Origin of the sequence: Streptomyces sp. NBC_01237 (genome assembly GCF_035917275.1) — a bacterium.
Taxonomy (GTDB): Bacteria; Actinomycetota; Actinomycetes; order Streptomycetales; family Streptomycetaceae; genus Streptomyces.
In genome coordinates, this window is record NZ_CP108509.1 from 253,817 (window position 1) to 265,648 (window position 11,832).

The 11,832-nt window shown below is 69.7% G+C and carries 12 protein-coding genes; 2 read left to right on the forward strand and 10 right to left on the reverse strand.

Annotation, left to right across the window (positions count from 1 at the left end):
* Nucleotides 1-5 precede the first annotated feature (5 nt).
* Entirely contained in the window at nt 6-1,787 is a 1,782-nt protein-coding gene (locus OG251_RS37560; RefSeq protein WP_326681747.1) for a condensation domain-containing protein, read from the reverse strand.
* 209 nt (nt 1,788-1,996) lie between these two features.
* Here OG251_RS37560 and OG251_RS37565 point away from each other — a divergent pair, with 209 nt between their 5' ends.
* Nucleotides 1,997-3,388, forward strand: a complete 1,392-nt coding sequence (locus OG251_RS37565; protein WP_326681748.1) for a DegT/DnrJ/EryC1/StrS family aminotransferase — start codon at nt 1,997-1,999, stop codon at nt 3,386-3,388.
* A 98-nt stretch (nt 3,389-3,486) separates the two neighbouring features.
* On the opposite strand, the gene OG251_RS37570 is transcribed toward OG251_RS37565, so the two are convergent.
* The 9 genes from OG251_RS37570 to OG251_RS37610 all read right to left on the reverse strand — a co-directional run bounded on the left by OG251_RS37570 (nt 3,487) and on the right by OG251_RS37610 (nt 11,081).
* The gene (locus OG251_RS37570; protein ID WP_326681749.1) at nt 3,487-4,461 is read right to left on the reverse strand and encodes a transketolase family protein; all 975 of its coding nucleotides are present in this window, start codon (nt 4,459-4,461) and stop codon (nt 3,487-3,489) included.
* 11 nt (nt 4,462-4,472) lie between these two features.
* The gene (locus OG251_RS37575; protein ID WP_326681750.1) at nt 4,473-5,282 is read right to left on the reverse strand and encodes a transketolase; all 810 of its coding nucleotides are present in this window, start codon (nt 5,280-5,282) and stop codon (nt 4,473-4,475) included.
* Nucleotides 5,279-6,343, reverse strand: coding sequence for a M20/M25/M40 family metallo-hydrolase (locus tag OG251_RS37580; RefSeq protein ID WP_326681751.1), 1,065 nt, complete (start codon nt 6,341-6,343; stop codon nt 5,279-5,281). Before OG251_RS37580 ends, OG251_RS37575 begins: the two co-directional genes overlap by 4 nt.
* A complete protein-coding gene (locus tag OG251_RS37585; protein ID WP_326681752.1) occupies nt 6,340-7,161 on the reverse strand; it encodes a [LysW]-aminoadipate kinase in 822 nt (273 codons plus the stop codon). Before OG251_RS37585 ends, OG251_RS37580 begins: the two co-directional genes overlap by 4 nt.
* Before the next feature lie 19 nt (nt 7,162-7,180).
* The gene (argC, locus tag OG251_RS37590) at nt 7,181-8,212 is read right to left on the reverse strand and encodes an N-acetyl-gamma-glutamyl-phosphate reductase (RefSeq protein ID WP_326681753.1); all 1,032 of its coding nucleotides are present in this window, start codon (nt 8,210-8,212) and stop codon (nt 7,181-7,183) included.
* On the reverse strand, nt 8,200-9,066 hold the full coding sequence (locus tag OG251_RS37595; RefSeq protein WP_326681754.1) for a RimK family alpha-L-glutamate ligase: 867 nt from the start codon (nt 9,064-9,066) through the stop codon (nt 8,200-8,202). The genes argC and OG251_RS37595 overlap by 13 nt, the downstream gene beginning before the upstream one ends.
* Nucleotides 9,063-9,227: a lysine biosynthesis protein LysW gene (locus OG251_RS37600; RefSeq protein ID WP_073720752.1), complete on the reverse strand. Its 165-nt coding sequence runs from the start codon at nt 9,225-9,227 to the stop codon at nt 9,063-9,065. The genes OG251_RS37595 and OG251_RS37600 overlap by 4 nt, the downstream gene beginning before the upstream one ends.
* An 85-nt stretch (nt 9,228-9,312) precedes the next feature.
* The gene (locus OG251_RS37605; RefSeq protein ID WP_326681755.1) at nt 9,313-10,752 is read right to left on the reverse strand and encodes a helix-turn-helix domain-containing protein; all 1,440 of its coding nucleotides are present in this window, start codon (nt 10,750-10,752) and stop codon (nt 9,313-9,315) included.
* Between the two features lie 170 nt (nt 10,753-10,922).
* Nucleotides 10,923-11,081 carry a hypothetical protein gene (locus OG251_RS37610; RefSeq protein WP_326681756.1) on the reverse strand — a complete coding sequence of 53 codons (159 nt, stop codon included), beginning with the start codon at nt 11,079-11,081 and terminating at the stop codon, nt 10,923-10,925.
* Between the two features lie 293 nt (nt 11,082-11,374).
* Between OG251_RS37610 and OG251_RS37615 the strand changes: the two genes are divergently transcribed.
* Complete coding sequence (locus tag OG251_RS37615) at nt 11,375-11,539, forward strand: hypothetical protein (protein WP_326681757.1); 165 nt, start codon at nt 11,375-11,377, stop codon at nt 11,537-11,539.
* Nucleotides 11,540-11,832 lie beyond the last annotated feature (293 nt).

Genomic DNA, 11,832 nt, shown 5'->3' on the forward strand with positions numbered 1-11,832 from the left:
CTTCCTCAGAAGGCCCGCAGATCGGATTCGATCTCTTCGAGTTCGTGCTGGCTGAGCGAGCTCAGGGTCAGATCGGACGGGGTGAGCCCGCCCGCTCCGGGTTCGCGGGCGTGCGCGACCAGGGTCCGGAGCATCCGGAACCACGATTCCGCCAGCTCGCGGGTGTCCGCCTCGGACACGACGCTGTCGGCCCAGGTCCAGGTGGCCCGTAGCTCCGGGCCGTCCGCCCGGTCCACCGTGGCCACGTTGACCTCGACGCTGTGGGCCATGGGCATGCCTGATCCGGTGTCGTCCACACCGGTCCCGTACTCCGGTACGACCGACCAGTCGTCGTCCGAGACCTCGAAACGGCCCAGGTAGTTGAAGACGAACTCCGGCTGGGCCGCCTTCTCCAGCAGCGCACCCGTCTGCGGGTTCAGATAGCGGAGGAGGCTGTACCGGACTCCCTTGTCGGGAATGCCGCGCACCTGTTCCTTGACCCGCTTCACCGCGTTCCCCATCGCCGCCCCGGCGCCGTGCGCATCCGTCCCGTCCGGTTCGCCCAGGTCGAGCCTGATCGGGAACAGGCTGGTGAACCAGCCGACGGTCCGGGAGAGATCCGCCTCCGCGAGTGCGTCTTCCCTGCCGTGGCCTTCCAGGTGCAGCAATGCGGTGCCGTCGCCCGCCGTGCCGCGTCCGCGGTGCCAGTCGCCCATCGCCTGCACGAGACCGGCGAGGAGAACGTCGTTGATACCGGCGTTGAACAGCGACGGCACCGTGGTCAGCAACGCCTCGGTGAACTCGGCCGGCAGGGACTCGGTGAAACTCCGGTCCCGGCTTTCCACGTCCTGACCGGGCACCCTCGCCCGGTCGCCGAACCGGGCGGCGCCGGGGCGCAGCCGTTCGAGCCAGCCGGGGAGTTCCGCGACACCGGCCTGCGCGTGCGCCTGCTCGCCGAGTACTGCGGACCAGCGGCGGAACGAGGTCGGCACTGGATCGAGAGTGATCGCGGCACCCTTCTCGACGGCCTGCCAGGCCGTCGCGAGATCGGCGGCCAGGATGCGCCAGGAAATCGAGTCGACGGCCAGATGATGGACGACCAGGGCGAGCATGCCCTGGCGATCCGGTCCGGCATCGAACCACACGGCCTGGAGGACGTTGCCCTCCCGGGGGCGCAGCCTGTCGCGCGCCGCGTCCGACTCCTGTCGCACCAGCGCGGCCCACTCCTCCTCGGGGCGTCCCGCCACATCCGTCCGCCGGACGGCCGAGGCCGCTCCGGCCGCGCCCACCGGCCGGGTCTCCAGCGCCCAGTGCGTCTCGTCGACCGGCACGGACAGCCGCAGGCGCAGGATGTCGTGGTGGTCGAGCAGAGCCTGCACCATCGACGTCAGACGGGGTTCCGTCAGCCCTGAAGGCGTGCGCAGGACCGCGAACTGGTTGTAGGTGTCGACCACTCCACCGCGTTCCCGGAACCAGTGCACGATCGGAGTGGTGACGACCGGTCCCACCCCGCTGTCCGCGACGGGCGCCGGCTCCTGGTCCAGCGTGGTGGCCGTCCGTGCCAGCGCTTCGATGTCCCGCCGGGTCAGCACATCGCCGACGGTGATCCGCAGACCGGCTCTCCGGGCCCGGCTGACGAGCTGCATGGCGATGATGCTGTCTCCGCCGAGCGCCACGAACCCGTCGTCGATCCCGACGTCGCTCACTCCGAGCACGTCGGCGACCAGTTGACAAAGGACGCGCTGGTGACGGGTGACCGGGCTTTCCCCGGCCGCACTCGAATTCGCTTCACCGAAAGGCCTGGTCACGTATTCCCTCATTCCGGTTCCGGTCTGGAATCAGGAACGAAGTTAGCGAGCGGCGCTCGCCACCGGCGGCAGTCGGAGCGGCAATTCGCGGAAGCACCGCGAAGGAACGCAGGTGAGTTGCCGGTGTGATTGCCTCCGGACCCGACGGCGCACGCCGACGATGACATGCGCGACGTTCGGGCGGAATCACATGGAGAAGAGGTTCAGCGGTGACAATCCAGCAACCGGCCCAGCCGGCGGTCGATCTTGCGATGTTCGGCGGTGGCCGGGCCGTGCCCAGGGAGCTCGGGATCAGGCCCTGGCCGATGGTGACCGATCAGGACGAGCAGGCGGTCCATCGGGTGCTGAGGTCCGGCCGGTTCACCTCCGCCTCGTCGGGGGAGCAGGAGATCGCGGGCCTGGAGCGGGAGTGGGCGCAGTACGTCGGCACGGAGCACTGTGTGGCGGTGAGCAACGGCACCGCGGCGCTGTCGGTCGCGCTGAGCGCCGCGGGTGTGGAGCCTGGCGACGAGGTCATCGTGCCCGCCCTGAGCTTCATCGGCAGCGCCACCGCTCCGCTCCATCTCATGGCCGTACCGGTGTTCGTGGACATCGACCCCGTCACGTTCAATCTGGACCCCGCGGCGCTGGAGGCCGCGATCACCGGCCGGACCAAGGCGATCGTCGTGGTCCACCTGCACGGTCTGCCCGCCGATCTGGACCGGATCACCGAGATCGCCGCCCGGCACGGGGTCACCGTGATCGAGGACGCCGCGCAGGCGCACGGTGCCCGGTACCGGGGCCGGTCCGTGGGCTCGATCGGCGCGGTGAACACCTTCAGCCTCAACGTCAGCAAGAATCTCGCCACCTGCGGTGAGGGCGGCCTGATCACCACCGATGACGCGGACGTGGCGACGAGGGCGACCATGCTGCGGCAGTTCGGTGAACTCATTCCGGCGGGCGGCGAGCGCAGCTACGTGGCGCATCTGCTGGGCTGGAACTGTAAACCGAACGCGATACAGGCGGCGTTCACCCGTAGCCGTCTCGCTCAGCTCCCCGACGAAATGGCGGTCCGCGAGGAGCACGTCGGCCGACTGCTGGGACGGCTGGCCGCGTATCCCGGCTTCCTGGTGCCCGAGGTCCCGCAGGACCGCACCCATGCCTGGCACGTCCTGCGCATCCGGGTGAATCCCGCGGCCTTCGGGCTGGCCGACGAGTTCGCGGGCCCGCTGCGCTCCGTCGTACAGCGGGCCCTGCGTGCCGAAGGGGTGCCCGCCGTGCCCTACCAGCTGCAGCCGTTGCCCGCGCAGCGGGTCTTCACCGGCCGCCGCGGGTTCGGTGCCTACCCGTGGGCGTTGCCCGGCGTCGTGGACCGCCCTTACCGTCCCGAGGACTTCCCGGCCACCCTGCGAGTCCTCGACGACTCCTTCACGATCCAGAAGGCGCACCTGCATCCGGACTCAGGACCGTTGCTCGACCGGTACGCCGACGCGTTCGAGAAGGTCTGGCACCACCGCGAGGCACTGGCCGCCATCGCCGCGACGACGGACTGCACACCGCACTGGGAACGCGCCGCGGAGATCGCCGACGCCGAGTGGGCCGGAGCGTTCCCCGCCCGATGACCTCAACCCACTCCATCCCATGATCCCGGTCCGGGATCATGGGATGGAGTGGGTTGAGGGCCGGTCCGGACCGCCGGGATCGCTTCGACGCCGGGGGTTCAAGCCAGCAGCCGTCGCACGTGCTCGGTCACCGTCGCGCCGGAGATCCCGTTGCGCTCCAGTAGACGCCGGTGTCCCCCGGTACCGGCGGCGAACCGGTCGGCGACCGCCACCCGCCGTACCGGACAGGCGATACCCAGGCCGGCCACGACCTCGGCCACCGCCGAACCGAGGCCCCCGGCCGCCCAGTGTTCCTCGACGGTGACGATTCCGCGTGTGCGGGTGGCGGCCGCGACGATCGCCTCCCGGTCGAGCGGTTTGACCGTGTGCATGTTGAGCACGGCCACGTCGATCCCGTCGCGGGCCAGTTCGCCGGCGGTCTCGACCGCGATGAGCACGGGATGCGGCCCGGTGGCGATCAGCGTCACGTCGGATCCCCGGCGCAAGGACTGCGCGACCCCGATCCGCACCGGCTCCGCCCCCGGCGCAAGGCTCGGCGTCGCGCCGCGCCCGAGGCGCAGGTACACCGGTCCCGGCAGCTCAGCGCCGGCTCGGACCAGGCTCTCGGTGGCGGGGCCGTCCGCGGGCACCAGCACCGTCATGTTCGGCAGCATCCGCATGACGGCGAGGTCTTCCAGCGCGTGGTGGGTGGAGCCGAGGTGGCCGGCGGAGAGGCCGCCGTGGGTGGCGACGATCCGTACCGGCAGGTTGTTCCAGGCGATGTCGAGCTTCACCGCTTCCAGCGCCCGGGTGGCGGCGAAGGTCGCCATGGTGTTGACGAAGGGAATCCGGCCGGACCTGGCCAGTCCCGCCGCCACGCCCATCAGGTTCTGTTCCGCGATACCGAGGTTGAGATACCGACGCGCGCTCTCACCCCAGTCGGTGGCGGAGAACAGGCCGGTGTCGCTGTCCAGGCACACATGGCGTTCGTCCTCGCCGAGCAACTCGACCAGTACGTCCCGGTACACCTCCCGGGCCGCGCGGGTCTCGTCGGGCACGGTGGGTTCGGTGGCTTCGGCTGTCACGACGGACATGTCGTCTCCGTTCAGGGTCGTTCGCCGCGCATCACCGCGGCATGGGCACGCCGGTGCCCGCGCTCGGTGAGCCGGACGTAGTGGCTGCGGGCCTGGCCCTCGATATAGGGCAGTCCTTTGCCCTTGACCGTGCGGGCCAGCAGCACGGTGGGTCTGCCCGGGGTGTGCGGAATACGCGACAGGGCCGTCCGCAACTGGTCCGGCTCGTGCCCGTCGACCTCGAGTACCGACCACCCGAAACTGCGCCAACGGTCCCCGAGTGGCTCAAGGCCCACGGTCTCTTCGGTGTCACCGCTGATCTGCAGCCCATTGCGGTCCACGATCGCCACCAGCCGGTCCAGTGACTGGGCGCCGGCCGCCATCGCGGCCTCCCAGACCGAGCCCTCCTGCAGTTCGCCGTCGCCGAGCACGACGAAGCAACGCCGGTCACTGCCGTCCAACCGTGCGGCGAGCGCGAAGCCGACACCGAGCGGCAGTCCGTGCCCGAGTGACCCGGTCGGCATCTCGACCCCGGGGACGGCCGGATTCGGGTGTGCGGTGAACATGCTGTCCGGAGCGCCGTAGCCCGCCAGCAGTTCCGCGGGGAAGAAGCCCCGCTCCGCCAGGACCGCGTACAGTCCGATCGCGCCGTGTCCCTTGCTCAGCAGCAGGATGTCCCGGTCCGGTGCCTGCGGCCTCCGCGGGTCGATCCTCAGCACGTGACGGTAGAGCGTCACCAGGATCTCGACCATGGACATCGATCCGCCGAGGTGGCCGCCCTCCGGGTTGGCGCACATCCGCACAATGAGTTCCCGTGCCGTGCGCGCGTGATCGTCACTCATCGGTTCTTCCCGGTGAAATGCTCATCCAGTTCGGCCAGGGCACGGGTCAGCACCCCGATGCCGAACAGGTATTCGGACAGTTTGATGTGTTCCCGGTCGGAATGATCCAGACTGCTGTCCCCCGGCCCGTACGTGGCCATCGGCATCGTCCACGTCTCCGCCAGTGTGTTCATGTCGGAGGTACCGGTCTTCACCTTCGCCCTCGGGCTGCCGCCCTGCGCGCGGATCGCGACCGAGAGCGCCCGCACCACCGGGTCGTTGCGGCCGACACGGCAGGCGCGCACCGTGTTGACGACCTGGAGCGTGCCCAGGTCCAGCCGCTCGGACAACGCGGCCACCAGGCCCTCGCTGTCGAAACCCGGGGGAATCCGGACACTGAACTCCGCGGTGGCGGACGTCAGTCCACCGTTGATCGACGTCAAGGTCGGGCCAGGACTGTCGAATCGGGCGTGGCTCGCCTCCGGGCCGAGCAGGTCCAGCAGCTCCGTCCACGCCCGAGCCGCCAGTTCGGACGCCTTCGGCACGGCGTTGCTGGGGTGGGTCGCCTCGCACCGCACGTGGTAGCGGAGGTCGATCTTTCCCTTGTATCCCAGGACGACCGTGTCGCAGCCACTGGGCTCGCCGATGATCAGCGCGTCCGGCGGCTCGTGAGTACGGCGGATCTCCACCGCGCCCCGGGACATCGTGGTCTCCTCCTCCACCGCGCCCACGACCACGATCCGGCCGCGGAACCCAGTACTGCCGGCGGCCGCGCAGATCATCGTGGCGAGCGGCCCCTTGGCGTCGACCGAGCCCCTTCCGTACAGGCGATCGCCGTCCACGCGCACCGGGATGTCCCCCGGTACGGTGTCGATGTGTCCGAGCAGCATCACCGTCGGCCCCGGGCCGTGCCGGATCTCCCCGACGGCGTTGCCCGCCCCGTCGATCCGTGCGGCGAGACCGGCTCCACGCATGGCATCCACGACGTGGGCGGCCAGCTCCGATTCCGCGAAGGACGGTGAGGGAATCCTCAGCATGCCGTGGAGCAGTTCGATCGCGGCCCTGTCCGAAAAGATCGTCACTCTTCCTCCAGTAGCACTTCGGTGCACGAGCCCTCCAGGGCCTCCTGGACCGGATGCGGTCGACGGCCGTCCGCGATCAGGACGCGGTGCACACCGGACAGCAGTGCCTCCCGGGCCGCGATCAGCTTGATCCCCATGCCGCCGGTGACCACCGGAGGTGTCCCCCGGCGGGGAACCCTGCAGACGGGGAGCACCGACCGTTCGTCGTGCCGGTCGGCCAGCACCCCGTTCGCCCCGGTGAGCAGCACAAGGGTGCTCGCCCGGACGGCGCCCGCGACGGCCGCGGCGGCGCGGTCCGCATCCGTGTTGACCACACGGCCGTCCTCGGCCACGGCAGGCGGCGACACCACGGGCAGCAGCCCCGCCGTGAGCACCGTGGACAGCAAGTCGCCGTTGACCGCGACGATCCGTCCGCTGTGGTCGTCCCTGACCACGATCCGGCGTCCGCCGACGAGCGCGCGGTGCGCCGACTTGCGGGCGGCCACGAGGAGTCCGGCGTCCAGGCCGGTCAGCCCGACCGCGCTCACTCCGCAGGCGCGCAGGGCGGCCAGCAGACGGGGTTTGACGGAGCCGGCCAGCGCCAGCTGCACCACTTCGAGAGTTCGCTCGTCGGTGTACCGGGTCGACACCCCGTCCGGGGCGACGAGCCGGCGGGAAGGCACTCCGAGACGTTCGGCGAGCCTGTCGATGTCCGCCGAACCGCCGTGGGCGAGGATCACCGGCCGGCCGCCGCGGTGCACGGCGGCAACGTCCGCGCAGATCGCCTCCGACCGCACAGCGGCGTTCCCGCCGCATTTGACCACAAGTATGTCCCGCATTCGCTTTATCAGCCTCACGTCAGTTCGGATGCAGTCCGGGGAATTCCAGCCCTGTCCGTTCCGGCCAGCCGAAGCGGACGTTCAGGCATTGCACCGCGCCGCCCGCCCCGCCCTTGACCAGGTTGTCCAGTGCGCCGATCAGGACCGCGGTGCCGTCGTCCTCGGACACCGCGAACCCGACATCGCAGAAGTTGGATCCGGAAAGGATCTTCGGCTCGGGGAGCCGGTACAGGCCCTGCCGCTGGGCGATGACCCGGACGAACGGCTCGTTCCTGTACGCCGCGCGGAACGCGGACCGGACGTCTCTCTCCGACACGCCGGAGACCAGTTCCGTGTGGCACAGCACCTGCACGCCGCGGACCGCCTCGACGCCGGTGGCGGTCATCCGTACGGTACGGTCCGTGGCCTGCGCGATCTCGGCCTCGTGCCGATGCCCGGAGGGAGCGAACACCCGTAGGGCACCGCTGCGTTCGGCATGGGCACCGGCGGGACCGCCGGAGACGCCCGATCCGCTGGAACCGGTTCTGGCGTCCACCCGGACCGTGCTCTCGATCAAACCCGCCCGGGCCAACGGCCGGACCGCGAGAATGCCGGCGGTGGCCATGCAACCGGGGACCGCGATCCGGTCGCTCGTGGCCAGTTGGGCGCGATGCCATTCAGGCAGCCCGGTGGTGAAATCGGGGATCAGATGCGGTGCGGTGTGCGTGACCCCGTAGTAGGACGCGTAGATTTCGGGATCCCGTAGACGGAAATCGCCGGACAGGTCGATGACGGTCCCGGCCATTTTCAGGAATTCTTCCATCCTTCCCATGGTTTTCCGATGCGGAGCGGCCAGGAAGAGCACATCGAAATCGATACTCTCCAATGTGTCGTGGCCGACGAAGCACAGGTCCGTGTGGCCGCGCAGGTTGGGATGCGGGCCGTCGACCCGGCGCCCGGCCAGGCGGTCGGAGCTGGCGGCCACGACGGTTGCCCGTGGATGACCGTGCAGCAGGCGAAGCAACTCGCCACCGATGTAGCCGGACGCCCCGACGATCGCTACTCGGAGCATGAGCGTGACTTCTCCAGGAGATGGTCGACGATCCGGTCGGCGACGGAAACCGCGTCACCAAGAGCCTGCTGGAGGCCGGAGAACTCGACACCGTGGTTGACCTCCAGGACAAGGACCTCTCCCGTCTCGTCCTCGATCAGATCGACACCGGCGATCTCGGCCTCCACGGCCTGCGCGGCCATGACCGCGAGTTTCGCGATATCAGGTGTCAGGGGGCACAGTTCGCTCACCGCGCCCCGCGCCACGTTGGTCCGCCAGTGCTCACTGCGCCGGTAGGTCGCGGCCAGCGCTTCGCCGCCCACCACGATCACCCGGATGTCCCGCCCCGGTTTGGCTATCCATTCCTGCAGGTAGACGATCCGCGCCTGCGGTGCGGGCAACGCGGCGACATACTCCAGCACGGTTTCCGCGGTCTGCCGGTCCGGCAACGCGGCGACCAGCCGGCCCCACGAACCCTGCAGCGGCTTCACCACAGCCGGATAGCCGATGCTCTCCAGAGCCGTCAGCGCGGCTTCCGGGGTCAGCCCGAGGGCCGTTCGCGGTGTCGGCAGTCCGGCTTCGACGAGTGCCGCGGACGTGCGCCACTTGTCCCCGCACAGCTCGGTCGCCCGCGCGGAGTTGACCACCGTCGCACCCGCCGCCTCCAGCGCGTTGGCCGCGTACGTCGCCCTGGCGAGCCCGATCTCCCTGTTCAGCACGATCGGCTGAGGGCCGCGCTCACCGAGTTGCTGCCACCACTCACGGCTGTCGAGGTGCCGATGGGCAATCCCTCTGCGCCGGAGGGCTTCGAGGATCCGTTTCTCGCTGGCCCGCACACGCGACGCGAGGACCGCGAACGGCACGGCGTCGCTCACTCGCCCCAGTCCTCTTCGATCTCCGGCGCGAGCGCGGCCCGTATCGGATCCAGTGTGAGGATCTCCAATTCGCTGGCGCATTCACCGCATTCCACTATCTCGCCAATCACCGGAGTTCCGGCGGGAACCACCGAGTTCTCGCATTCCGGGCAGGTGACCATTTCCCATCCCTTTCCTCGACCGCCACAAGACACGGGTAAACGTATGGGCCGCGGTGGACCCCGGTAGGCAGAATCAGCGGCAGTCTCAGCCGGCCCGGGCCACCCTGGCCGGAGCTCGGTCCCGCGCGTACAGGAGCCGCACGAGTTGCAGCGCCGTGAACCGCTCCGGCATACGGGCGCCCACCGGCCGCACCAGCCCGTGGACCAGCAGCGCGTGCAGGGCAGCAGCCGGATCCGGCACCAGGTGATCGAGGTCCCCGACCGTCCAGTGCGGACGGTCCGCCACCTCAGCCAGCACGTGGCCATAGCACTCGGCCACGACGTCGACGCTGCGCGCCAGGGAACGCAGCAGGTCCTGGCAGCCGCAGCCCGCCGGGGAGGAGAGGAGAGAGGAGTCCCGGCCGGCTCGGGCCAGCAGGAGCTCGGGCGGATACACCAGGCACCAGCCCGCCGCGTACTCAAGTGCCCTGGGTACACCGTCGAGCCAGCGACACAACCGCACCACCGCGTGCGCGTTGTCCTCCCGAAGCCGGAACCCCGGCCGCGACCGGCGCATGTGGGACAGGAACAGCGCCACGGACTCGACCTCGCTCAACCGGGCGTAGTCATAGTCCCGCGCCTCCTCCGGCACGGCCATCGCGGTGAGCGGCAGTACGCGCTCACCCGGCAGATACCGCGGCGTCAGACCGGTCACCACGACGCGCAGCCCCGGACAGCGCCGAAGCAACTCGCCAACGTCCACCCTGCCGGGTCCCGAAGCGTCGCCGCCATCGATCACCAACAGTTCGTGCCTCTCACCGATCGCCCCGACGAGGTCGTCGGTCAGGTCAGCGGCACCTGGCGGCGGCCCGCCGGAACCGGAGCCCGCCGCGGGAATCGCACCGCGGCAAAGGGAATCCCCTGCGGACGCGTGCCACCCGACCCGCCAACCCCTGGCACGCAGCACTTGGGCCGCCTCAAGCACCAGATGCGTTTTCCCGATGCCGCTGATGCCGACCACGCTCACCAGGCGGTGACCGTACACGGTCACCTGATCGAGCAAAACCTGCAGCTCCGCTTCCCGGCCCACCAGCGTGCCGGGCGGAGCGGGCGGCTCGGGCGGAGCCGACGGCTCGGGCAGTTCGAGCGGTGCAACCCGCAGGTCCGCCGGGCTTCCACCGGCGGCGAGCAGTTGCAGGCGCTCAGGATCGCCCAGCCGCAACGCGTCGGCCAGCAGCCCCACACTCTCCCGCCGGGGCCGTCGGACCCGTCCGCTCTCCAGGTCCCGGATCGCTCGGACGCTCAGCGTCGCGAAGTCCGCCAGTTGCTGCTGGGTCAGACCGGACCGGCGCCGATGCCCCTTCAGCAGCTCGGCGAAGGAAACCGCTTCGCGAGGCCCCTCCGACGGTGTCGGCACCGGCCGCTGCCGCGGGCCGCCCACTGCGCATTCGCGTAACGAAAGTCCGGTTGCCGCGTTCTTTCCGACGGTAGGCGGACTGACGCTCATGCGCCGGTCGATCTCCCCGCAGGTGTCCCCGCGCACCATGTGCCCGAGTGCTTCTCTTTCCCGGTCACCGATTTTCCGGACAGCTTTCCGTAGTTTATCGCTCACGGAGTCGGGCGCCCTTTCTCTGTCTGATTCCTGCGTCCCGAGAGCTGTAGGACCACAGACTCCGGAACTGACCACGGGTCGAATTCCCCGTACGTACCCGCAGGTCATCCCGCGACACGACCCCAACCGCTGTCGTTGCCGGGCGCGACGGTGGACGTCGCACGGATGCCGGCGCTGCCGGTCCCGGCGGCAGCGGCACCGGCGACGGTGCCGATCGCCAGCGCGCAGAGAACAGCCACCACGAACACGCGGGCAGACTTCATGATTTCTCCCAGAATTCAGAGCGGGGAATGTTTGAAAGGTCCCGTCCGGTGTTGTCCGGCCGTTTCCCTTCTGCTCTTCCAGGATGGTGGGCGCCCGTCCCGGAATCCACAGACGGAACCATTCACCAAGTTCTCCGGCACCAAAGCGGGGGGTGGATGAAAAGCCCACGGAGCTGCAATCGATGGCAATACGGACGGATGTGGCAGTTCGGAGTCCGGCGGGGCCTTGACCTCTGGCCCCGGCCGTACGGGGCACCGGATTCCGAGGGCCCCAGAACGGACATCTCGTGGTCATGAAGAACTGTCCGTCGCAGTTCGAGGCGGACGCGGTCGCGCTGGACCGGTCGCTGCCCGAGGCGACGATCCGGCAGGTCGCCGCCGGTCCGGGGATCAACCCCGAGACCCTGCGTCACCGTGTCCGGGCAGCAGGTGCGAGCCGGCCCCGCCCGCTGACCTGACTCGTCAGCAAAGGGAAACAATTCCGGCCAGCGGCCGGCCACCACGACACACGCGACTACATCTTCGACGCGGCACCCTCGCCGCGATCGTCATCCGGCTCCGAGACACCGTCCAGAAGCCATCAAGAGCGACCCAGTGAGGACTCACGCGGGCGCCCCGACCCCGGAAAGGGCCGGAACGGGCCGCGTGTGGTCCGCGGCGGCGGCACCTCCTCCCCCGCACAGGGCAGGAGAAAGGGGTAATTTCGCAGGGCGAATTCAGGACCGAAGTGACCCGAACCGCGTGCTGGAGC

Excerpts from the sequence above, each read along its gene's own strand:
- OG251_RS37570 (WP_326681749.1), bottom strand. The coding sequence starts at position 4,461 with ATGTCCGTCGTGACAGCCGAAGCCACCGAACCCACCGTGCCCGACGAG.
- OG251_RS37575 (WP_326681750.1), bottom strand. The coding sequence starts at position 5,282 with ATGAGTGACGATCACGCGCGCACGGCACGGGAACTCATTGTGCGGATG.
- OG251_RS37585 (WP_326681752.1), bottom strand. The coding sequence starts at position 7,161 with ATGCGGGACATACTTGTGGTCAAATGCGGCGGGAACGCCGCTGTGCGG.
- argC (WP_326681753.1), bottom strand. The coding sequence starts at position 8,212 with ATGCTCCGAGTAGCGATCGTCGGGGCGTCCGGCTACATCGGTGGCGAG.
- OG251_RS37600 (WP_073720752.1), bottom strand. The coding sequence starts at position 9,227 with ATGGTCACCTGCCCGGAATGCGAGAACTCGGTGGTTCCCGCCGGAACT.
- OG251_RS37605 (WP_326681755.1), bottom strand. The coding sequence starts at position 10,752 with ATGGTGCGCGGGGACACCTGCGGGGAGATCGACCGGCGCATGAGCGTC.
- OG251_RS37610 (WP_326681756.1), bottom strand. The coding sequence starts at position 11,081 with ATGAAGTCTGCCCGCGTGTTCGTGGTGGCTGTTCTCTGCGCGCTGGCG.
- OG251_RS37615 (WP_326681757.1), top strand. The coding sequence starts at position 11,375 with ATGAAGAACTGTCCGTCGCAGTTCGAGGCGGACGCGGTCGCGCTGGAC.